The sequence below is a fragment of the Delftia sp. SD018 genome (assembly GCF_017355445.1).
Classification (GTDB): domain Bacteria; phylum Pseudomonadota; class Gammaproteobacteria; order Burkholderiales; family Burkholderiaceae_C; genus Comamonas; species Comamonas acidovorans.
Window position 1 is genome coordinate 132,993 of record NZ_JADDRN010000004.1, and the last position, 22,656, is coordinate 155,648.

Consider the following 22,656-nt stretch of genomic DNA (forward strand, 5'->3'; position numbering starts at 1 on the left):
CATGTCAGCTGGCATGGCGCCAGCCATTCCCATTCGCCATGACCATGCACGCCACTGGATACGGCTGATCCAGGCCGCAGCCTGCCCGCTCACTGCGGCACGCAGGCCCTGCCCATGCACCAAATACCGTCGGCACCTCTCTGGAAATGCACCGAAAAACGGCATTCAGGCACCAAGCACGGGCACCGCTCACCAAAACGATGCATGACGGCATAACTTTTTGGCATAATTTTGGTTTGCACTCACCCCTTCCCGCAGCCGTTTTTTAGTCAGAGGTTTTTCCATGAAGTACGAGTCCGTCGGCCAATTCCTTGAAGAAGTGGCGCAACGCAACCCCGGCCAGCCCGAATTCCTGCAAGCCGTCACCGAAGTGATGGAAAGCCTCTGGCCCTTCATCGAGAAGAACCCCAAGTACGCCGAGCACGGACTGCTGGAGCGTCTGGTCGAGCCCGAGCGCGTGGTCATGTTCCGCGTGAGCTGGACCGACGACAAGGGCCATGTGCAGGTCAACCGCGGCTTCCGCATCCAGCACAGCATGGCCATCGGCCCCTACAAGGGCGGCCTGCGTTTCCACCCCTCGGTCACGCTGTCCGTGCTCAAGTTCCTGGCCTTCGAGCAGACCTTCAAGAACGCGCTGACCACGCTGCCCATGGGCGGCGGCAAGGGCGGCTCGGACTTCGATCCCAAGGGCAAGAGCCCCGCTGAAGTCATGCGCTTTTGCCAGGCCTTCGTCACCGAGCTGTTCCGCCACGTGGGTCCGGACACCGACGTGCCGGCAGGCGACATCGGCGTGGGCGGCCGCGAAGTGGGCTTCATGGCCGGCATGTACAAGAAGCTGTCCAACAGCGCCGCCAGCGTGTTCACGGGCAAGGGCCTGTCCTTCGGCGGCTCGCTGATCCGCCCCGAAGCCACCGGCTACGGCACCGTCTACTTCGCCCAGGAAATGCTGGCCACGCGCGGCCAGTCCTTCGCAGGCAAGACCGTCTCCGTCTCGGGTTCGGGCAACGTGGCCCAGTACGCCGTGGAGAAGGCCCTGCAACTGGGCGCCAAGGTGGTGTCGGTCTCCGACTCCTCGGGCACCGTGTATGACCAGGACGGCTTCACCACCGAGAAGCTGGCCATCCTCATGGACGTGAAGAACCACCGCTACGGCCGCGTGGACGAGTACGCCAAGCTGGTGGGCGCAGAGTTCCTGCGCGGCAAGACGCCGTGGCACCTGAAGGTGGACGTGGCCCTGCCCTGCGCCACGCAGAACGAACTGACCGAGGAAGACGCCAAGGTGCTGATCGCCAACGGCGTGGTCTGCGTGGCCGAAGGCGCCAACATGCCCTCGACCATCGAAGCCGCCAAGGCCTTCGAGAAGGCCGGCGTGCTGTACGCACCGGGCAAGGCCAGCAACGCCGGTGGCGTGGCCACCTCGGGCCTGGAGATGAGCCAGAACGCGGCCCGCCTGTCCTGGCCCGCCGAGGAAGTCGATGCCCGCCTGCTGCAGATCATGCAAGGCATCCACGCCGCCTGCCTGAAGTACGGCAAGCGCGAGGACGGCACGGTCAGCTACATCGACGGCGCCAACATCGCCGGCTTCGTCAAGGTGGCCGACGCCATGCTGGCCCAGGGCGTGATCTGAGCATCAACGCTCCCCATCCCTGACGAAAGCCCATGCAGCCTGCTGCATGGGCTTTTTTCATGGCTGGCCCGCACACAGAAAACGCGACGGCCTTCGCTATTGAAAGCCAATTCTCAGAATTGCTCAGATTCGCCGGCCAACGGGAGAGGACACTCAGCGCGCCCTGTCTCCACCCCCGTTCCCCATGCTCCCTGGACCCATCACCAAAGCGCTGCTCGTCGGCGCCGCAGCCCTGTCGCTGGGCAATGCCTTCGCCTACGAATCCCTCGGCTTCAAACCCGATCTGGATGTCAACGGCAACTGCAGATCCACGACTGACACGACGCCTTCATCGCCCTACTATTTTTTCTCCGCACAGATGGTCGGCGGCACCACCCGCTGCGGCACCGACAGCAACGGCTGGATGAGCTTTCGAATCAGCGGCTCGGCCTATCCCTTTGCATCCTGGTCGGTGTCGGCTCTCACCGGAAAGATCAATTTCCAATCATTCGTGATGCGCAACAGCACGGCCAATCCGTTGCAACTGACCATCACATCGGGCGCCGTGACGTACACCAAGACGGCACCGGTGGGCATCTCCACCATTGCGCTGGACGAGCCCATCACCAACAGCAGCACCGTGAAAATCACTTTCTCGGCCGCCGACATTGTGGGTGCGGCTCTGCAGTCCGTTTCCGTCGAGCCCTTCATTCCCCTGAGCATCAGCCCCTCGACCTTGCCCAGCCCCCAGGTCGGCAGCCTGTACTCCCGGACGCTGACGGCAACCGGCGGCCTGGGCGCACCCTACACGTTTGCACTGCAAAGCGGAGCGCTGCCTGCAGGACTTGAACTGGACCCCGCCACAGGCACGATCAGCGGCACGCCCACGGCCGCAGGCAGCACCTCGTTCACGATCCGGGTCACCGACAGCAAAGCCAATACGCTGAACCGCAGCTACACGCTCAATCCCATCAAGATCCCCGAGCCCCAGGCAGCCACCGTGACCGCGACGCCGACAGCCGTTGCCGTGGGCGAAACCACCACCCTGGCCCTGAGCGGCGGCATAGGCAATGCCGCCCCCGCCTTCCAGCTCCTGAGCGGGCCATGCACGGTCAGCGGCAACCAGCTGACCGGCACGGCCACGGGCACCTGCGTCGTGCGGGGGACCAAGGCCAGCAGCGATCCCTTGAACTACGCAGCCGCAACCGGCACCGTCTCCGTGACTGTTCTCGGCCTCACACAGCACGCCGATGGAACGAGCAGGACACAGTTCACGCAAGGCCAGCCCAATGGCACCTGCACCTTCCGCCATGTCGCATTCACCAGCGCCCTGCCCGGCCCCTTGCCCGCCGGCTTCACGGCCGTGCCCGACATGCCCAGGCCCGTGCTGGAGTTTGAGACCCGGGACTGCACCGTCGGCGACACGCTGACCATGCAGGTGACGCATGCAAACGTGCCCGCAGGTGCCGTTCTGCTGAAATGGAAGCCGCTGGCAACGCCTGCCCAGTGGGTGAAGATTTCCAGCTTCAACGGTGGCACTGCCAGCTACACCGTCACGGACGGCGGTGATGGCGACGATGACGGAGCCCAGGACGGCGCCATCCTCGACCCCGTGGTCGTGGCCATGCCTGCGGCAGCCGCCACCACCACCGCAGTGCCCACCCTGTCGCAGTGGTGCCTGATAGCCATGTCGGCCCTGCTGGCCCTGTTCGGCATGACCCGGATGCGGCGCCGCCAGGTCTGACGCGTGCGCTCCATTGTGGGCCGTGCCAGGCGGTCAGAAACCGGCCCGGCCTGCCCACGGGCCGAAGGCAGCGTGTTTGCGCACGCTGCCTTTTTTGCTGCCTGCGACCTGTTCCTGCTGCCTGTTCCTGCTACCTGTCGCGCACCGCATCGGCCAGCGCCGCCCAGGCCTTGAGCGTCAGCGCATGCGTGAAGGCCGCGCCCGCCACCGGGTGCGATGACAGCTTGACCACCACCATCTGCGCGGCCGGGTTCACGTGGATGAACTGGCCGTGTATGCCGGCGGCCTCGTAGGCGCCGTCGGCGTTGTGCAGCACCCACCACTGGTTGCGGTAGCTGTAGCCGGGCCGCGCGGCCTGGATGCCGCGGAACTTGAACTGCTCGCGGTCGCCGCCGCGCGCAATGTCGTCCAGCACCGCCTTGTCGAAGATCTTGTGGCCGTTGAAGCTGCCGCCCAGACGCAGCATCTCGCCCACGCGCGCCAGGTCACGCGCCGTGGCGTTCAGGCCCGCGCCCTGCAGCGGCGTGCCGGTGCTGTCCACCATCACATAGGCGTCTTCCTGCATGCCCAGCTTCTGCCAGATGTTCTCGCTCATGAGATCGCTCCAGCGCCGGCCCGTGACGCGCGAGACGATCCAGCCCAGCACCTCGGAGTGCACGGTGCGGTAGACAAAGCCCTCGCCATGCGTGCCTTCCTTGGGCAGCGTTTTGAGGAAGTCGTAGACATTGGTCGGCCCCGCGTAGCCGGGCGGACGCGGCAGCATGCCCGAGGCCCAGGAGTAGCCGAAGATCTCGGTCTTGGGGTCGGTGTAGTCCTCGCGAAAGCGCACGGCGCCCGTCATGTCCATGACCTGGCGCACCGTCATGTCGCCCCAGGCCGAGCCTTCCAGCTCGGGCACGTACTTCGTCACTAGCGCCTGGGGGTCGATGCGCCCCTCGTGGGCCAGTTGCGCGGCCATCAGGCCGGTGAACGACTTGGTGACCGAGAACAGCAGGTGCGGCGAGCTGGCCTGCATCTGGTTCTGGTAGCGCTCGAAGACCACCCGCCCCTTGTGCAGCACCACGATGGCGTCGGTATAGGTGCGGTCCAGCCACTGGTCCACGGTGACGGGCTGGCCCTTGTCGTCGTCAAAGCGCAGGCCGCCCAGGGCCATGGGCGCTTCGGGCAGGGCCGAGGGCGCCGCCGCGCCGCGCCGGATGTTCTGCGTGGGCTGGATTTCGCGCAGGTGCTGCACCACCCAGCGCAGTTGCGGATAGCGGTAGCCGTTGGACACGTCCACACGCTTGTCTGCGGCCGGAGGAAAGCCCTGCATCAGCCCCAGTTGCTCCAGGCGCACGCTGTCGGGCGGCGGCAGCGCGGGCGCTGCGGGGGCCTGGGCTGCCGCCCAGCCGGGCAGCAGGGCCAGCAGGGCCATGGCATGCCGGGAACGCCGAAAGAGCTGACTGACCATCGTTGTCTCCTTGGTTTTGGAAACGGCCAGTCTTGCAGAAAGCCCTCGGCCGGTCACGGGTGTTCGCCCGCCCGCAGGCCGCAAGGCTGTCGTCTGCGCGACGAAGGTTTCAGCGGCGCATCAAGGCCGCATCGCACCAGCGCTGCGCCACGGCCGGAGAAGTGGTGCAGACCGTGTCGTGCGTCACCGTGGTCACGGCGCGCTCCAGCAGCTGGATGTCGGCCTCGTGCTGGCGCGCCACATGCGGGTCCTCGAAGAAGATCACGCGCTGGCAGCGGCGGTCCAGCACCAGGTCGGCGATCTGCGCATCGCCGCCCAGCGGGCCGCTGTTGTAGCGGTCCACCCAGGGCCGGTCCTCGGGCCAGCCACGGCTCCAGGCCATTTCGTTGAGCCGCTGGCCCGTGGTGCCCGTGCCCACGCGCCGGCCAAAGCGCGACAGCAGCTCGAAGTTGCGCGCCGCGAAATCCAGCATCGTGGGCTTGAGCGCATCGTGGGCGATCAGCGCCAGCGTCTGCTGCGCGTAGTCGTGGAAGCGCTGCGCGCCCGCATCCCTGGGAAGGCCGGCATGGATGCGCTCCATCTCGATCCAGTCCCGCGCCGAGGCCACGGTGGACAGGAAGGGCTTGCCGTGGATCACGCATTGGCGCTTGAGCGCCACGGCCTCGGGGAAGATGGAGGACGGATCGACCGGGTCGGTCAGATAAATGGCGCCGTCAATCGTGCGCTCGTCGCCTTCCACGCCCACCACCTCGGCCACCAGCTTCATCAGCCCGCCTTCGCGGCCATAGGGATAGCGGCGCAGGCCCCGGTAGGACGCCAGCATGCCGGCGGCCTGGATGGCGTCGAAGGTACGGCCCACGGCATGCAGGCCCAGCTGCAGCTCGCGGATGCCGGACTCGCAGGCGCGCAGCCAGCCGAACAGTGCGGCATCCTCGGTTTGGTGGTGGATTCGGTTGGCGGCCAGGCCCAGGCGTATCGGCATACAGGTTCACTCATCAACAGTGGAGAGAGGTCCGCATCGCCTTGTCGGCCCGCGAACCAGCGGCAAGAATAGCGCCAATCCATGACAGCGCCGGCCCGCAGGGCAGCGGCGCTGAACTTTTGGCCGGCCCGTGCATCCATTGTTGCGTCATGCCCTCAATGCTTCCCTTTCTGTGGCCCCGAAGGCGCCTGCACCGGATCACGGCGGCGCTGGGCGCGGCCGCGCTGCTGGCGGCCAGCGGCTGCTCCGTGCTGGACACCAAGCAGCGCGAATGGATCTTCCAGCCCAGCGACCGCAGCTGGCCCGGCGCCAACACGGCCGGCATGGAAGATGTCTGGATCGACATGCCAGCGCAGGACGGCGCCCGCCTGCATGCGCTGTGGCTGCCCCAGCCGGCCACGGCCAGCAACGCCCCCGTGCTGCTGTACCTGCATGGCGCGCGCTGGAACGTTGCCGGCTCCTCGCCGCGCATCCGGCGGCTGCACGAACTGGGCTTTTCGGTGCTGGCCATCGACTACCGGGGCTTTGGCAAGAGCAGCGCCGGCCTGCCGTCCGAGGAATCGGCCGCCGAGGACGCACGCGCAGGCTGGGACTGGCTGGGCCGGCACGCTCCGGACCGGCCGCGCTTCATCTTCGGCCATTCACTGGGCGGCGCCATCGCCATCGACCTGGCGCGCAGCGTTCAGGATGAGGCCGGCGTCATGGTCGAGGCCACCTTCACCAGCATTCCCGATGTGGTCCGCAGCTTCCGCTGGGGCTGGCTGCCCGTGGGGCCGCTGATCACGCAGCGCTTTGCCTCCATCGACAAGGTGGCCGGCATAGGCTCGCCGCTGCTGGTCGTGCACGGCAGCGCCGATCCGCTGATCCCCGCCACGCTGGGCCGCCAGCTGTTCGACGCGGCCAGCGAGCCCAAGCGCTTCGTGCTCATCGAAGGCGGCAACCACCACAACACTCAGTCGCGCGCCATGGAGCAATACCGGCAGGCGCTGGACGAGCTGTTCGGGCTGCGCCTGCTCGCACAGGCGCCCACCGCGCCAGCAAGCCCGCGCTGAGCGGCGCAGCCTGCGCCGCCTTCCGCGCTACGGGCAGCTTGCCGCGTTCTGCGAGATCACGGCGCGCAACTGCCGCGTGGTGGTGCTGTCATCCGGGCCCAGCGTGTTGCGCGTGTAGCGGCAGCCATAGGTGGGCGCGGCCACCGTGGCGGCCGTCTGCACATCGTCACCGCCCGGCTTGGCTCCGCCCTGCTCCCACTGCACCATGGCATCGAAGGCTTCCACCTGTTCGGCCACGGTGAAGTCGCAGTGCGATGCGCCGCGGATGGCGCGCTGCACCAGCCACTGGCTCCGGCCCTTGTCGGCCACGCGGCGCTGGTAGATCTGCTCCATGCTGAAGGGCACATACAGATCGCCCAGCGTATGCAGGGTCACCACGGGAATGTTGATATCGCCGGAAGTCACGGGAATCCAGCGCAGGCCGTCGCGGCGCGGCCGGTTGGCATCGGGCGCGGCCGTACGCTTTTGCGCAGCGGCATTGAGCGCGGCCGAGGCCGCGGCATCCCCGTCGATGCGGTAGGTGAAGCGGTTGGTGTCGGCCACGTTGCGGTTCAGGATGCCGTTGACCGAGCCATCGCTGCCGAACACCCCCCAGACCGGCGCGAACGAGCCGCCCACGGCCACGCCCAGATCGAACAGCGGGCGCGGGCCACCCGTGAGGTTCTGGATGACCGACAGATAGGCGCGCCCCGTCGCGGTGGGAGCCGACGGAAAGGTGGTGAACAGGGCCGAGGTCACCTGGCCCTGGATGGCGGCCCACTCGGTGACAGGGCGCTGGGCCACGCCGGCCATGGCCTGCGCGGTGACCTGGGCCGCGGCGAAGTAGTCGAACAGTTCGGTATCTCCCGTCACGCCGCACATGGGCACGGCGCCCTGGTAGCGCACCTTGTTCCTCGCGGTGGCCTGGGCCTCGGCCTCGATGGCCGCCGCCGTGACATGGCCGCCCATGGAATGGCCGGTGATGTACAGGCGCTGCGGCTGCGCCAGCGGCCGGCCGTGGGATGCGGCCAGGCGGTTGAAGGCCAGCGCCAGCGCATTCGTGTCCTCCACGCCGGCGCGCACGTCGTAGTAGTTCTTGCTGTAGCTGGACGCCGCCCAGGCATAGCCGTTCTGGATCAGGTACCGGCGTATGGACGGATTGGTGACGTTGAGCGCACTGCCCTCGCCCGCATAGCCGTGGGCATACATCACCAGGCGGCCATTCCAGTTGGCCGGCACCTCGATGCGGTAGGCAGCGCCTTCCAGCACACCGGCCCAGCGGCTGGTGCTGGCGTTGTCGACCACATCGCCCGAAGCGGCGGCCAGCGCGTCGAAGCTGGTGGCCGAAGGATTGGCCGGCGCAAAGCTGCGGCTGTCCTGTGCCCGCGTCTCCTCGGGCGCATCACCGTCCCCCCCGCCGCAGGCCGCAAGGCCCGTGGCCGCCAGCAGACCGAGATACTTCCAACGATTCCAACGCAGGGCTCGCATAAGACTGTCTCCTTGGGATGAAGGTGTTGAGGGAAACGCGCGCAAAAAATCAGGTTCAAGCGGGATTGCCGACGCAGCCTATGCCAGACAACTGGCCCGCCATGCGGGTAGGAACCCGCAAGCAGGGGCTGCCGGCTGTCACCCAGATGACTGTCGCCTTGCGCTAACATCCGCGCTTGCGGTGCAGGCCGCACCCGGACCTGCGGGAAGGGTTGAACCCACCTGTATGCGCCTCCCGGCGTTTTTCTCTTGCCACATGCCTTTGTGCGCCAAGCTGCAGGTCATTGGCCTTCGTGCACGGAGGTATCCCTGTGAAACGCATCCCCGCCCGGCCCGACATGGGCCATCTCAAGAAACAGGCCAAGCAACTGCTGGCCGCCTATCGCGCAGGCTCGGCCCAGGCCATGGAGTCCATGCGCTCCCACCTGCCAGCGGCCAAAGGCCTTGCCGATGAGGCGCTCGCCGCCAAGGACCTGCGGCTGCACGACGCCCAGTCCTGCGTGGCGCGCGAGCACGGTTTCGCTTCATGGAGCGAGCTGTCAGGCTACGTCGAGGCATGCCAGCGCCTGGCGGCGGACCCCGAGAAATCCCGGCTGCACTGGCTGGCCCTGGTCTATGCCGGCGATGTGGCGGGCGGCACGCACCGCGCGCAACCCGCGCTGGCCCGGCGCCTGCTGGACGAGCGGCCGGAACTTGCGGGCAGTGATGGCAGTGATCCCTGGGTGGCCTGCGCCACCGGCAATCTGGCCGTGCTGCGCGAGGCCGAGCGCAGCGACCCCGGCTGGCTGCGCCGTGCAGGCGGGCCGTTGGCGCTGCCGCCGCTGATGGCCGTCACCCATTCCTGCCTGCTGCGCCTGCCCGAATTCACCGAGCACCTGCACGCATGCGCGCGCTGGCTGCTGGACGCGGGCGCCGACCCGCTGCAGACCGTGGGCAACCGCTGGCCACCCGCCTCGCTGCAGTCCCCCTCCGATACCGAGCGGCTGTCGGCCCTCTATGGCGCAGCAGGCCAGAACCATGATGCGCAACTGACGCAGATGCTGCTACAGGCCGGCGCCGACCCCAACGATGGCGAATCGCTCTACCACTCGCTGGAAGGCACGCCCGCCAGCCGCGAATGCACGCGGCTGCTGCTGAAAGCCGGCGCACGCGCGGACGGCAGCAATGCCCTGTTCCGCGTGCTGGACCTGGACGATGTGCAGGCCCTGCGCCTGCTGCTGGACCACGGCGCCGATCCGAACGAGGACAACGGCCAGGGCGAATGGGGCCGCCCGCTGCTGTGGGCCATCCGCCGGCGCCGCTCGCCCGCCCATGTGAAGGCGCTGCTGGATGCCGGCGCCGATCCGTCGGTCCGCACGCCGCAGGGCCTGAGTGCCGCTGCACTGGCGCGGCGCTTTGGCCTGGCCGACGTGGCCGCCCTGCTGGAACAGGCGGCGGGCAGCGAGCCCACCACGCCGCAGGAGCAACTCCTGGCCGCCTGCGCCGTGGGCGACGCAGCACAGGCCCGCCGTCTTGCCGCAGCCCACCCCGGGCTGCTCCAGGGCCTGGCGCCCGAACAACTGCGCATGCTGCCCGAACTGGCGGCCCTGGGCTGCATGGACGCCGTGCGCTGCATGGTGGAACTGGGCTGGCCCATCGCCGCGCGCGGCGGCGACTGGGATGCCTCCGCACTGAACCAGGCCGTGTACCGTGGCGATGCCGCCATGGCGCGCTTCCTGCTGGAGCACGGCGCACAGTGGACCGAACGCCACGCCTATGGCGACAACTGCGCAGGCACCCTGTGCTGGGCATCGCTGAACCAGCCCGAATCCACCGAGCCCGGCGGCGGCGACTGGCTGGGCTGCGCCCAGGCCCTCATCGACCACGGCATGCCCCTGGCCAGGCCCGACCCCGAGGCGCCCGGCTGCGTGCTCATCGACGGAAGCCGGCAGCGGTATCCGGAGGAGATCGCGGATCTGCTGCTGGGGGTGGCTGCCGGCTGAAGGCCCTCAGTCCCGGCTGGCCTGCCAGCGCCGCAGCACGAAACCCGCCCACAGCGCCGTGAACACGGCCGCGCCAAAGACCCAGCCCGACAGCGCGCCCGCCATGCTGCCCGACAGCAGCGTGCCGATGGTGCAGCCCAGCCCTGTCATGGCGCCCCAGCCCAGCAAGGCGCCACCGGCCAGGCCGCGTGCCGCATCGCGCCAGGTGGGGCGGCGCGGCGTCCACTGGCGGCTGGCCACGGCAGCGCCCCAGGCACCGGCCACCAGGCCCAGCAGCAGCACGGCATGGGGCGTGAGCAGGCTGTTGAGTACGGCGGTGGCGCATCCGCCCAGGGTATCCAGGCCATGCAGGCGCTCGGGCACCCAGCCGCCCGCCTGGGCCCAGCCGCGCACGGTGCTGCCCAGCGTGGTGGTCACGCCCAGCGGCCGCATGCGCACGATGGCGGCGGCCGCAATCAGGCCCACGGCCAGGCCGCCCAGCGCGGCGTTCCAGCGGCCTTGCCACAGTGACAGCCACAGCTGGCGCAGGCCCGGTGGCTGCGCCGGTTCTACCGCAGGCCGTGGCTGTGCGCGGCCCGAGCGCCCATGAATGCGCCAGACCCAGGCCGCCAGCAGGCCCAGCACGGCCAGTTGCAGCGCCAGCGCGCCGCCATAGCCCAGATGGGCCGGCAGCCAGATGACGGGCGCATCGGCAATGGCCAGGCTGTACAGCGGGTTCCAGCTGCGAAACCCCAGCACGAAGCCCAGGCCCGTGCCGACCAGGGCAAACGGCGCCACGGGCGAGCCCTCGCCCAGCCGATACCAGTGGGCGCTGATGCACGAGCCCGAGACCGACATGCCCGCGCCAAAGGCCAGGCCCGCAAGGACCAGCACCCAGCTCACGGGACCTATGTGCATGTCGGGCGGCAACTGGCCCGTCTGGGGCACGGCCACCCAGCTGCCCAGCACCACGGTCATGCCCGCCGATCCCACGGCCAGCGCCAGCAGGATGGAGAGCACGCCGCGCGGGTCGCCGAACTCGAACCAGTCGCGCGCATGGCAGTAAAAGCAAAAGCGCGAGCGCTGCAGCACCAGCCCCAGCAGCAGGCCCAGCGCCAGCGCAAAGACCAGGGTGCGCCCGCCGCCTTGCAGCTGCAGTTGCACCGCCACAGGCCAGGCTGCGGCCAGCACGGCGGCCAAGGGCAGCCATCTGGTCCAGTCCCTTGCCCTGTGCCTGCCAGTCACGTTCTGCGTGTGCTCACCGGTCACGCTTGTCATTCCTGCCCCCTTTGTTGCCATCCCACGCATAAAAAAAGGGGCCCGCAGTCTGCGGGCCCCAAAGGAGCCGAGCTTTTGCCAAAGCCACTCGTCACCACCCCTGATCCGTCAAACCAAGAGCACCGACACCCCTCGCCCGGCCCCCGCCTTCAAGACAGGTTGATCGACTGCAGGATCATTTCGCGGCCCAGACCGTGCCGGCCGGGTTGTTGATGGGCACACCCACGGAGTTGCCGTATTCGGTCCACGAGCCGTCGTAGTTGCGCACCTGGTAGCCCAGGATCTTGGACAGCGCAAACCAGGTGTGGCTGGAGCGCTCGCCAATGCGGCAGTAGGTGATGACCGGCTTGCTGCCGTCGATGCCCACGCCCGCATAGAGCTTCTTGAGTTCTTCGGCGGACTTGAAGCTGCCGTCCTCGCGCACGGCCTGCCCCCAGGGCACGTTGACGGCGCCGGGGATGTGGCCGGCGCGGATGGCCAGTTCCGGCACGCCGGCCGAGGCGAAGACCTTGCCCTGGTATTCGTCGGCCGAGCGGATGTCGACGAGCTTGGCGTCGCTGCGCCCCTCGGCCGAGGCCAGCGCATCGGTCAGGCGCGCGCGCAGCGCGGTGTTGACCTTGCCCACGCGGTAGGTGGTGGCCGCATATTCGGGGGCGCGGTTGTTGAGGGGGCGGTTCTCGGCCTCCCACTTCTTGCGGCCGCCGTCCAGCAGCTTGACGTTCTGCACGCCATAGATGTCGAAGACCCAGGCCCCCCAGGCCGCGAACCAGTTGTTGGTATCGCCGTACAGCACGACCGTGTTGCCCTCCTTCACGCCGGCCTGGGACAGCAGCTTCTCGAACTGCTCCTTGCCAACGATGTCGCGGCGCACCTTGTCATTGAGGTCGTTGTGCCAAGAGAAGTTGACGGCGCCCGGCACATGGGAGCGCTCGTACAGGCCGGGGTTGACGCTGACCTCGACGATGCGCACATCGGCGCGGTTGAGGTTGGCCGCCAGCCATTCGGTGCTGACCAGCGGGCCTTCGGGCACAGGCGCATTGGCATGGGCCGCACCACCGACCAGGGCCACGCCCCACAGCAGGGTGCACGCCCCCTGGCGCAGCGCGGCGGGAAGGGAGGAGAAAGCGGTCAGCGTTGCCATTGCGGTCCTTTGTTCACAGTTGCGTTGATCGGGTTGATTCCTCTGCAATGCAATGTAGGCAGGGCCCGGCCGGTTCCCAACTGCGCAATCCGCAGATGGATATGCACCGCCCGAACATGGACAGCGGCACCCCTTGTTCTCTGCTACCCTCGGTCGCCTATGTCAGCGCCCCTGTCTCCCGCCGCCGCGCAAGCGCAGCCGGCCATGTCCCCCGTCCTGGTCGTCGTCCTGCTCGGCCTGCTGCTGGGACTGCAGCCGCTGGCCACCGACCTGTACCTGCCGGCCCTGCCGTCGATACAGGCGGCCTTCTCCACCCAGGTGTCCCAGGTGCAGCTCACGCTGACGGCGTTCCTGCTGGCCTTCGGCTGCTCGCAACTGGCCTGGGGGCCGCTGTCCGACCGCTTCGGGCGCCGGCCCATCCTGCTGGCGGGCATGTCCATCTACGTGCTGGCCGCGCTGGGCAGCGCCAGCGCCGAGACCATGGAGTCGCTGATCGCCTGGCGCGCGCTGCAGGGGGCATCGCTGGGCGCCGGCGTGATGTGTGCACGCGCCATGGTGCGCGACCTGTTCGCGCCGCACCTGGGCGCCCAGGTCATGTCCAAGGCGCTGACCGGGCTGGGCGTGATCGCCTTCCTGAGCCCCGTCAGCGGCAGCCTGCTGGTGGATTCGCTGGGCTGGCGCTCGACCATGCTGGCCCAGGCCGTGATGGGTGCGCTGGCCCTGCTGCTGGTGGCCCTGCGCTTCACGGAGACACTGGCTCGCACCAATCCCACGGCGCTGCAGCCGCTGGCCCTGGCGCGCAACTGGATCACCATCGTGCGCCACCCGGGATTCCAGTCCTACCAGTTGCTGACCTGCTGCACCTATGCGGCCCTGTTCACCAATCTGGCCGCATCTTCCTTCACCTATATCCATGTGCTGGGCGTGAGCCGCACGGGCTACGGCCTGCTGATGGGCAGCAATGCGCTGTGCTACATCGCGGGCACCTTCCTGTGCCGCTGGCTGCTGCAGCGCATGGATGTGCGGCGCGCCGTGCAGATTGCCGGGCTGGCCAGCCTGCTGTCGGCCACGGCCATCGGCATTGCGGCGCTGGCCGATGCGCGCAGCCTCTGGTCCTATGCCCTGCCCTTCTATATCTTCCAGATCGCCCATGGCGTGCACATGCCCTGCGGCCAGAGCAATGCCATCGCGCCCTTCCCGCAGTCGGCGGGCACGGCCTCGGCGCTGAACGGCTTCACCATGATGCTCATCGCCTTTGCCATGGGACACTGGCTGGGCCTGCACCTGGACGGCCAGTCCACCCGGCCCATGGCCTTCGGCATCTGGTTCTGGGGCGTGTGCACGGCCCTGGTCGCCTGGGGGCTGGTGCGCCGCCACGGCCGGGTCGATGGCCACCGCTGATTCCACTTTCCTGCGTTCCCGTTTCTCGAATGTCCACCGCCTCCCCGCTCCCCTGCCTGGCCATCGCCGGCCCCACCGCTTCCGGCAAGACCGCTGCCGCCCTGGCCCTGGCCAGGCTGCTGGCCGAACGCGGCCAGGCCGCAGAAATCATCAGCGTGGACTCGGCCCTGGTCTATCGCGGCATGGACATCGGCACGGCCAAGCCCACGCCCGAAGAACTGGCTGCCTGCCCCCATCACCTGATCGATATCCGCGACCCGCTGCAGGCCTACAGCGCGGCCGAATTCGTGCAGGACACGCAGCGCCTGGTGGCCGAGATTCGCGCGCGCGGCGCCCTGCCGCTGCTGGTGGGCGGCACCATGCTGTATTTCAAGGCCCTGCAGGATGGCATTGACGACATGCCGGCCGCCGACCCCGCCGTGCGCGAGCGGCTGGATGCACAGGCCGCGCAGATCGGCTGGCCCGCCATGCATGCGCTGCTGGCCCAGGTCGATCCCGCCACGGCAGCACGCCTGGCGCCGGCCGACAGCCAGCGCATACAGCGCGCGCTGGAGGTCTGGCATGTGTCGGGCAAACCGCTGTCCAGCTTTCATACGCGGGCGGGCAAGGATGCGGCACAGGGCCTGATCAGCCCCGGCGGTTTCTTCTCGCTGGAGCCGCAGGGCCGCGCCTGGCTGCATGCGCGCATCGCCCAGCGCTTCGACGCCATGCTGGACGCCGGTTTCATCGACGAAGTGCAACAGCTGCGCGCGCGCGGCGACCTGCACCTGGACCTGCCCTCCATCCGCTGCGTGGGCTACCGACAGGCCTGGGAATCGCTGGACGGCCTGTACTCCATGAACTCGCTGCGCGAACGCGGCATTGCCGCCACGCGCCAGCTGGCCAAGCGCCAGATCACCTGGCTGCGCAGCATGCCCGCCCGCCATGCCATTGCCTGCGATGCGCCCGATGCCCAGCAGCAACTGCTGCAGGCAGCGATGGCCGTGGTGGCTGCAGCAAACCAGGCCCGCAACGGCTGAACAGGAAACCGCCTTCATGACTGCCGCGCCCCGGGACAACACGCCACTGACTCAGCCGCCGCTGCTTCAGGTCCAGGGCCTGGCGCGGCGCTACCGCAACGACGGCGGCACGGAAACCGCCGTCTTCGAGAACGTGGACTGCAGCGTGGCGCGCGGCGAGTTCGTGGCCATCGTGGGTGACTCGGGCGTGGGCAAGTCCACCTTTCTCAACTGCCTGGCCGGGCTCGATGAGTGGCAGCAGGGCCGCGTGCTGCACGAAGGCCAGGACCTGTCGGCCCTGGATGAAACCGGCCGCGCGCTGTGGCGGCGCAGCCATGTGGGTTTCGTGTTCCAGGCCTTCCATGTACTGCCCCATCTGGATGTCTGGCACAACGTGGCCCTGCCGCTGATGCTGCTGCAGCGGCTGGATGCGGCGGGCCGCCAGCGCGTGCAGCAACTGCTGCAGGCCGTCGGGCTGCAGGGGCTGGAGCAGCGCCTGCCCTGGCAGCTCAGCGGCGGCCAGCTGCAGCGCGTGGCCATTGCACGCGCCCTTGTCCACGGACCGGCCCTGCTGCTGGCCGACGAGCCCACGGGCAACCTGGACCCCGGCACGGCCGCACAGGTCATGGAACTGCTGCTGCAGCAGACCCGGGAACACCAGGCCGCCCTGGTGCTGGTCACGCACTCCATCGAGGCCGCGCGCCGTGCCGACCGCGTGCTGCGCCTGACCGCACAGGGCATGCAGCCCGCCTAGCGCCAAAGATCGCCCGCCCATGCTCGCCCTGCTTCGCACCTTTTCCTGGCAGGAGCTGCGCCAGCATCCCTGGCGCACGGCCACCGCCCTGGTGGCCATCATGCTGGGCGTGGCGCTGGGCTTTGCCGTGCATGTGATCAACCAGTCCGCGCTCGATGAGTTCTCGCGCGCCGTGCGCACGGTCAGCGGCCAGCCGGACCTGGAGCTGCGTGCCATGCAGGGCGGCCTGCCCGAATCGCTGTATGGCCATGTTGCGCAGCAGCCCCAGGTCAGCCTGGCCGCCCCCTGGATCGAAGCCACGGCCCTGGCCGGCACCGCCACGCCGGTGCAGTTGCGCGTGCTGGGCGGCGATGCGCTGCGGCTGGCGCCCGTAGCGCCTGCGCTCATGCCCCGGCTGTTCGATGGCGGCGGGCGGCTGGACCTGTTCGCGCCCGATGCGGTCTTCCTCAATGCAACGGCACTCGAAGCCCTGGGCCTGACGCCGGAGCAGGCGCGGCACACGCCCCTGCCATGGCAACTGGGCGGGCGCGCGCAGACCCTGCGCATCGCGGGTACGGTGGCCGCATCCGGCCCGCCGCTGGCCGTGATGGACATCGGCGCGCTGCAGGACAGCCTGCAGCGCTGGGGCCAGGTGGACCGCATCGATGTGCTGCTGGCCGAAGGCGCCACGCGCGAGTCCCTGCTGGCCGAGCTGCGCCGCCTGCCCGACTGGCCCGCCCAGGCCCTGGCCAGCCGCCCCGGCGACGACCAGCAGCGAATTGCCGAGATGTCGCGCGCCTACCGCGTCAACCTCACGGTGCTGGCCCTGGTGGCGCTGTTCACGGGGGCGTTCCTGGTGTTCTCGGTGCTGGCGCTCAGCGTGGCCCAGCGCGCGCCGCAGTTCGCCCTGCTGGCCGTGCTGGGACTGACGCCTCGCCAGCGCCTGGGCCTGGTGCTGCTGGAATCGCTGCTGCTGGGCATGGTGGGCAGCGCGGCCGGCATTGCACTGGGCGCGGGCCTGGCCTGGCTGGCCCTGCACCTGCTGGGCGGTGACCTGGGCGGCGGCTACTTTGCCGGCGTGCAGCCCGCGCTGCAGTGGAGCGCCGGCGCCGCGCTGACCTTTGGCCTGCTCGGCGTGGCCGCCACCGTGGCTGGCGGCTGGTGGCCGGCGCGCCAGGCCATGGAGCTGCCGCCCGCCGCCACGCTCAAGGGCCAGGGCGCGGGCTCGGAACGCGCGGCGCGCGGCCTGCCGGCCCTGCTGCTGATGGCAGCCAGCGTGGCCCTGGCCTTTGTGCCGCCCGTGGCCGGCATTCCCCTGGCCGCCTATGCCGCCGTGGCCCTGCTGCTGCTGGGCGGCATGGCCGCCCTGCCCTGGCTGTTGGGCCAGCTGCTGCGCCTGGTGCCGCAATCGCTGCTGCGCCAGCCGCTGGCCCTGCTGCCCGTGGAGCGCGCACGGCGCATGCGCCGCAGCACCACGGTGGCCGTGGGCGGCGTGGTGGCCAGCCTGAGCCTGGCCGTGGCGCTGACCGTGATGGTGGCCAGCTTCAGGGACAGCATGATCGCCTGGCTGGATGCCGTGCTGCCCGCCCCGCTGTACCTGCGCACCGCCGGCAGCGCAGGCCGTGCCGATGCCGCGCCCCTGCCCGCCGATCTGGCCGCGCGCATTGCCGCCCTGCCTGGCGTGCAGCGCGCCCAGCCCATGCGCAGCACCAGCCTGTGGCTCAGCCCGGATCGCCCCGCCGTCAGCCTGCTGCTGCGTCCGCTGCATGGCCCCCAGGGCCAGCAGTTGCCGTGGATACAAGGCCCCGTGCAAGCGCCCGCTGGCAGCACGCCCGTCTATGTCAGTGAAGCCGTGGCCCAACTCTATGGCGTGCGGCCCGGCCAGGAGTGGCCGCTGCTGGCCCAGGCCCTGCCGTCCGAAGATTCCCGCGTGTTTGTGGCCGGCATCTGGCGCGACTATGTGCGCCAGTTCGGCGCCATCGCCATGGACTGGGACGACTACCAACAGCTCGCCAAGGGCAGCGCCAACACGGCAGGCCCCACCGAAATCGCCATCTGGCCGGACGGCGACGACACGGCCACGGCGCAGCAGCTTCAGGCGCGCATCCAGTCGCTGCTGACCGGGCCGGGCGCCGCGCAGGCCCTGGAGTTCGCCAGCAGCGGCGCGCTGCGCGAGCGCTCCATGCGCATCTTCGACCGCAGCTTTGCCGTGACCTACTGGCTGCAGGCCGTGGCCATCGGCATCGGCCTGTTCGGCATTGCCGCCAGCTTCAGCGCCCAGGTGCTGGCGCGGCGCAAGGAATTCGGCCTGCTGGCCCACCTGGGGCTGACGCGGCGCGACATCCTGGCCGTGGTGGCCGGCGAAGGCATGGCCTGGACCACGGCGGGCGCCATCGCCGGCAGCCTGCTGGGCCTGGGCGTGGCCGTGATACTGGTGCACGTGGTGAATCCGCAAAGCTTTCACTGGACCATGGAGCTGTCCCTGCCGTGGCCCCGCCTTTTGGCGCTGGCTGCCAGCGTGATCGCAGCAGGCACGCTGACGGCCTGGCTGGCCGGGCGTGCGGCTGCAGGGCGCGAGGCAGTGCTGGCAGTCAAGGAGGATTGGTAGGAGGCAGCCTGCGACAATGGCCGCCATGCCGCACACCACCTCTTCCTGGCTGCATGAGGCCATCAACCGCATCGAGGCCGATTACCAGCGCAGTGCCGACACGCACCTGATCCCGCTGCCCCTGCCCGGCTTTGCCGACCTGGGGATCGATCTCTACCTCAAGGACGAATCCACCCACCCCACGGGCAGCCTCAAGCACCGGCTGGCGCGCTCGCTGTTTCTCTATGCGCTGTGCAATGGCTGGGTGCATGAGGGCTCGACCATCGTCGAGGCATCGAGCGGCTCCACGGCCGTGAGCGAGGCGTATTTCGCGCGCCTGCTGGGCCTGCCCTTCGTGGCCGTAATGCCGCGCAGCACCTCGGCCGAGAAGATTGCGCTGATCGAGTTCTACGGCGGTCGCTGCCATCTCGTGGACAGCGCAGGCCAGGTCTACGACGAGGCACGCGCCGTGGCCGCGCAGACCGGCGGCCACTACATGGACCAGTTCACCTATGCCGAGCGCGCCACCGACTGGCGTGGCAACAACAATATTGCGGAGAGCATGTTCACCCAGATGCGGCGCGAGCGCCATGCCGTGCCGCGCTGGATCGTGGTGGGCGCGGGCACGGGCGGCACCAGCGCCACCATTGGCCGCTACGTGCGTTTCCAGCGCCATGCCACAGGCATCTGCGTGGCCGACCCCGAGGGCTCGGTGTTCGCCGCCTACCACCGCACGGGCGATGCCACCCTCACCGCGCCGGGCTCGCGCATCGAAGGCATAGGCCGCCCGCGCGTGGAGCCCAGCTTTGTGCGCACCCTGGTGGACCGCATGGAGGAGGTGGCGGACTGCGATTCCCTGGCCGCCATGCGCAGCCTGTCCGCACTGCTGGGCCGGCGCGTGGGGCCGTCCACGGGCACCAACTACGTGGCCATGCTCAGGCTGGCCAGCGAGATGCGCCAGCGCGGCGAGCAGGGCTCCATCCTCTCGCTGCTGTGCGATGCGGGCGAGCGCTACCTGCCCACCTACCATGATGCGGACTGGGTGATGCAGCGCATCGGCGACTGCGGGCCGGCCCAGGCGCGCATCGCGCAGTTGCAAAGCTGATCCATGATGCCCCTGCCCCGCCGCCATCTGCTGGGCCTGGCTGCCGGCCTGGGCCTGGGGGCGGCAGGACTGCCCGCCCGGGCACTGCCGCCACGCACGCTGGTCTTCCCGCGCGACCATGGCAGCCACCCCGGGCTGCGCACCGAGTGGTGGTACATCACCGGCCAGGCACGCGCGGCGGGCCGGGCCTGGGGTTTCCAGATCACCTTCTTCCGGTCACGCGTGCAGGCCACGCAGGAGCTGCGCTCCGCCTTTGCGGCGCGCCAGCTGCTGTTTGCCCATGCGGCGCTGTGCGATGTGCAGGGCGCCCGCCTGCACCACGACCAGCGCATCGCGCGCGCAGGCTTTGGCATTGCCCAGGCCAGCGAGACCGATGCCGACGTGCGGCTGCAGGACTGGTCGCTGCAGCGCACCGATGAAGGCACCGGTAACGGCGAGGCCGAACGCTATACCACCCGCATACGCAGCACCGCATTCGCACTGGACCTGCGCTTCGAGACCCGCGAGCACCCGCTGCTGCAGGGCCGCGCCGGCCTCTCGCGCAAGGGGCCGGAGCCCGAGCAGGCCAGCTACTACTACAGCCGCCCGCAACTGCAGGTGAGCGGCACGCTGGAGCTGGCAGGCCAGCGCATGGAGATCGAAGCCGCGCGCGAACCCGGTGACAACCGCGCCTGGCTGGACCATGAATGGAGCCAGGCCCTGATGCACCCCGAGGCCGTGGGCTGGGACTGGATAGGCATGAACCTGTTCGACGGCGGTGCGCTCACGGCCTTCCGAGTGCGCCGCAGCGATGGCAGCGCGCTGTGGGCCGGAGGCTCGCTGCGCGGCGCCGATGGCAAGGTACAGGTCTTCGCCCACGATGCCGTGCAGTTCACACCGCTGCGCCACTGGAGCAGCCCCGCCAGCGGCGCGCGCTACCCTGTGCAATGGCAGGTGGACACGCCCGCTGGCCGCTTCATCGTGAACGCCCTGGTCGATGACCAGGAGCTGGACAGCAGCGCCTCCACCGGTGCCATCTACTGGGAGGGCCTGTGCGGCCTCCAAACGCCCACCGGCCCGGGCCAGGAGGCGCGAGCCGGTCAGGGATACCTGGAGATGACGGGCTACGCCCGGCCCCTGCAGTTGTAGCTATGGCAGTCAAGAGCATGGGCACGTAGCCCACCCCCTTGAAACCGTCCCAACCCGGCTCTCAAGGAGTACGCTTTTTCTGCAGCCAGGCGATCAGCTCGCCCATGATGCCCTTGCGGAACAGCAGCACGCAGACCACGAAGATCAGGCCGGTGACGATGGTCACCGACTCGCCCAGCGTGGAGAACCACTCCACGCCCGTGAGGCGCTGCAGGAAGCTGCCGAACTCGCCGATCTTGTTCTCCAGCATGACCACCACGGCCGAGCCCAGGATGGGGCCGGACAGCGTGCCCAGGCCGCCCATCAGCGTCATCAGGATCACGTGGCCGGAGGTGGTCCAGTGCACATCCGACAGCGTGGCAAAGCCCAGCACCACGGTCTTGAGAGAACCGGCCAGGCCCGTGAGCGCGGCCGAGATCACGAAGGCCAGCAGCTTGAAGCGCGCCACGTCATAGCCCAGCGAGGTCGCGCGCGGCTCGTTCTCCTTGATGGCCTTGAGCACCTGGCCGAAGGGCGAGTGGATGGTGCGCACGATCAGCAGGAAGGCCAGGACCACGATGACCAGCGTGACGTAGTACATGGTCAGGTCGCTGGTCAGGTCGATGAGGCCGAACAGCTTGCCGCGCGGTACGCCCTGCAGTCCGTCCTCGCCGCCCGTGAAGGGCGCCTGCAGGCACACGAAGAACAGCATCTGGGCCAGCGCCAGCGTGATCATCGAGAAATAAATGCCCTGGCGGCGGATGGCCAGCCAGCCGAAGATCAGCCCCAGCAGCGCGCCCCCGGCCGTGCCGGCCAGCATGGCCAGCTCGGGCGTGAAGCCCCAGCCCTTGATGGCGTAGCCCGTCACATAGGCCGCACCGCCCAGGAAGGCCGCGTGGCCGAAGGACAGCAGGCCCGTGTAGCCCAGCAGCAGGTTGAAGGCCGAGGCGAACAGTGCGAAGCACATGAGCTTCATCACGAACACCGGGTAGGCACCCAGCATGGGCGCCGCCAGCAGGCCCAGCAGCAGCAGGCCATAGCCCCAGGGGGCGATGCGTTGAACGAGAGTCTTGGATTTCATGTGGTCGGCCCCTTGTCCTCGTTCTTGTTATTTCTCTTTGCCGAACAGGCCGGCGGGGCGGATGAGCAAAACGATGACCATGATGAAGAACACCACGGTGGACGAAGCCTCGGGCCAGAAGACCTTGGTCAGGCCCTCGATCACGCCCAGGCCCAGGCCGGTGAGGATGGAGCCCATGATGGAGCCCATGCCGCCGATCACCACCACGGCGAAGACCACGATGATGAGGTTCTGCCCCATCAGCGGCGTGACCTGGTAGACGGGCGCCGCCAGCACGCCGGCAAACGCCGCCAGCGCCGCGCCGAAGGCATAGGTCAGCGTGATCATCACGGGCACGTTGACGCCGAAGGCCTCGACCAGGCGCGGGTTCTCGGTGCCGGCCCGCAGGTAGGCGCCGATGCGCGTCTTCTCGATCATGAACCAGGTGGCCACGCAGACCACGATGGAGGCAAGCACCACCCAGGCGCGGTAGTTGGGCAGGATCATGAAGCCCAGGTTGGTCGCGCCTTCCAGCAGCTCGGGCGTGTCGTAGCCCAGGCCCGAGACGCCGTAGACCGAGCGGAACAGGCCCTCGATCAGCAGCGACAGGCCCAGGGTCAGCAACAGGCCGTAGAGATGGTCGAGCTTGTAGATCCAGCGCAATAAAAAGCGCTCGATCAGCACGCCCAGCAGGCCCACCAGCAACGGCGACAGCACCAGCATCACCCAGTAGTTGATGTTGAAGTAGCTCATGGCCATCCAGGTGACCATGGCGCCCAGCATGAACAACGCGCCGTGGGCGAAGTTGATCACGTTGAGCAGGCCGAAGATCACCGCCAGCCCCAGGCTGAGGATGGCGTAGAACGAGCCGTTGACCAGCCCCAGAAGGAGCTGGCTCATCAGGCCTGGCAGGGAAACACCAAAGATTTCCATGGGATGCAGCTGTCGTGGTTGGCCGGGTGGCGGTTGGGGGTCAGTGGCGGC

17 protein-coding genes are annotated in these 22,656 nt (G+C 68.9%); 10 read left to right on the plus strand and 7 right to left on the minus strand.

Annotation, left to right across the window (positions count from 1 at the left end):
• Positions 1-283 precede the first annotated feature (283 nt).
• Both gdhA and INR38_RS06610 read left to right on the plus strand, forming a co-directional pair.
• Complete coding sequence (gene gdhA / locus INR38_RS06605; RefSeq protein ID WP_207441907.1) at positions 284-1,627, plus strand: NADP-specific glutamate dehydrogenase; 1,344 nt, start codon at positions 284-286, stop codon at positions 1,625-1,627.
• A 184-nt stretch (positions 1,628-1,811) separates the two neighbouring features.
• Positions 1,812-3,350 (plus strand): IPTL-CTERM sorting domain-containing protein, encoded by a 1,539-nt coding sequence (locus INR38_RS06610; protein ID WP_207441938.1) that lies wholly within the window; start codon positions 1,812-1,814, stop codon positions 3,348-3,350.
• Between the two features lie 130 nt (positions 3,351-3,480).
• Here INR38_RS06610 and INR38_RS06615 read toward each other — a convergent pair whose 3' ends face one another.
• On the minus strand, positions 3,481-4,800 hold the full coding sequence (locus INR38_RS06615) for a serine hydrolase (RefSeq protein ID WP_192366302.1): 1,320 nt from the start codon (positions 4,798-4,800) through the stop codon (positions 3,481-3,483).
• Between the two features lie 109 nt (positions 4,801-4,909).
• Entirely contained in the window at positions 4,910-5,782 is an 873-nt protein-coding gene (locus INR38_RS06620) for a hypothetical protein (protein ID WP_012206945.1), read from the minus strand.
• A gap of 149 nt (positions 5,783-5,931) precedes the next feature.
• Here INR38_RS06620 and INR38_RS06625 point away from each other — a divergent pair, with 149 nt between their 5' ends.
• The gene (locus INR38_RS06625; protein WP_192366301.1) at positions 5,932-6,834 is read left to right on the plus strand and encodes an alpha/beta fold hydrolase; all 903 of its coding nucleotides are present in this window, start codon (positions 5,932-5,934) and stop codon (positions 6,832-6,834) included.
• Positions 6,835-6,861: 27 nt separating this feature from the next.
• Here INR38_RS06625 and INR38_RS06630 read toward each other — a convergent pair whose 3' ends face one another.
• The gene (locus INR38_RS06630) at positions 6,862-8,301 is read right to left on the minus strand and encodes an alpha/beta hydrolase (RefSeq protein WP_012206947.1); all 1,440 of its coding nucleotides are present in this window, start codon (positions 8,299-8,301) and stop codon (positions 6,862-6,864) included.
• Between the two features lie 311 nt (positions 8,302-8,612).
• Here INR38_RS06630 and INR38_RS06635 point away from each other — a divergent pair, with 311 nt between their 5' ends.
• The gene (locus INR38_RS06635; protein WP_207441908.1) at positions 8,613-10,283 is read left to right on the plus strand and encodes an ankyrin repeat domain-containing protein; all 1,671 of its coding nucleotides are present in this window, start codon (positions 8,613-8,615) and stop codon (positions 10,281-10,283) included.
• Positions 10,284-10,289: 6 nt separating this feature from the next.
• On the opposite strand, the gene INR38_RS06640 is transcribed toward INR38_RS06635, so the two are convergent.
• Together INR38_RS06640 and INR38_RS06645 are read right to left on the minus strand one after the other, a co-directional pair.
• On the minus strand, positions 10,290-11,540 hold the full coding sequence (locus INR38_RS06640; RefSeq protein ID WP_207441909.1) for a YeeE/YedE family protein: 1,251 nt from the start codon (positions 11,538-11,540) through the stop codon (positions 10,290-10,292).
• Positions 11,541-11,715: 175 nt separating this feature from the next.
• Positions 11,716-12,681 carry a sulfurtransferase gene (locus INR38_RS06645; protein ID WP_207441910.1) on the minus strand — a complete coding sequence of 322 codons (966 nt, stop codon included), beginning with the start codon at positions 12,679-12,681 and terminating at the stop codon, positions 11,716-11,718.
• A 204-nt stretch (positions 12,682-12,885) separates the two neighbouring features.
• On the opposite strand from INR38_RS06645, the gene INR38_RS06650 reads away from it, so the two are divergent.
• From INR38_RS06650 to INR38_RS06675, 6 genes are read left to right on the plus strand one after another with little or no spacing between them, the layout of a single operon-like run.
• A complete protein-coding gene (locus tag INR38_RS06650; protein WP_207441912.1) occupies positions 12,886-14,082 on the plus strand; it encodes a multidrug effflux MFS transporter in 1,197 nt (398 codons plus the stop codon).
• A gap of 29 nt (positions 14,083-14,111) precedes the next feature.
• On the plus strand, positions 14,112-15,101 hold the full coding sequence (miaA, locus tag INR38_RS06655) for a tRNA (adenosine(37)-N6)-dimethylallyltransferase MiaA (protein WP_207441913.1): 990 nt from the start codon (positions 14,112-14,114) through the stop codon (positions 15,099-15,101).
• A gap of 16 nt (positions 15,102-15,117) precedes the next feature.
• Positions 15,118-15,834 carry an ABC transporter ATP-binding protein gene (locus INR38_RS06660; protein WP_013801071.1) on the plus strand — a complete coding sequence of 239 codons (717 nt, stop codon included), beginning with the start codon at positions 15,118-15,120 and terminating at the stop codon, positions 15,832-15,834.
• A gap of 19 nt (positions 15,835-15,853) precedes the next feature.
• Positions 15,854-18,421 (plus strand): ABC transporter permease, encoded by a 2,568-nt coding sequence (locus INR38_RS06665; protein ID WP_207441914.1) that lies wholly within the window; start codon positions 15,854-15,856, stop codon positions 18,419-18,421.
• A gap of 16 nt (positions 18,422-18,437) precedes the next feature.
• The gene (locus tag INR38_RS06670; protein ID WP_012206955.1) at positions 18,438-19,505 is read left to right on the plus strand and encodes a PLP-dependent cysteine synthase family protein; all 1,068 of its coding nucleotides are present in this window, start codon (positions 18,438-18,440) and stop codon (positions 19,503-19,505) included.
• Between the two features lie 3 nt (positions 19,506-19,508).
• Positions 19,509-20,633 carry a carotenoid 1,2-hydratase gene (locus tag INR38_RS06675; protein ID WP_207441917.1) on the plus strand — a complete coding sequence of 375 codons (1,125 nt, stop codon included), beginning with the start codon at positions 19,509-19,511 and terminating at the stop codon, positions 20,631-20,633.
• Between the two features lie 61 nt (positions 20,634-20,694).
• On the opposite strand, the gene INR38_RS06680 is transcribed toward INR38_RS06675, so the two are convergent.
• Both INR38_RS06680 and INR38_RS06685 read right to left on the minus strand, forming a co-directional pair.
• Complete coding sequence (locus INR38_RS06680; RefSeq protein ID WP_012206959.1) at positions 20,695-21,693, minus strand: branched-chain amino acid ABC transporter permease; 999 nt, start codon at positions 21,691-21,693, stop codon at positions 20,695-20,697.
• 27 nt (positions 21,694-21,720) lie between these two features.
• The gene (locus tag INR38_RS06685; protein WP_012206960.1) at positions 21,721-22,605 is read right to left on the minus strand and encodes a branched-chain amino acid ABC transporter permease; all 885 of its coding nucleotides are present in this window, start codon (positions 22,603-22,605) and stop codon (positions 21,721-21,723) included.
• Positions 22,606-22,656 lie beyond the last annotated feature (51 nt).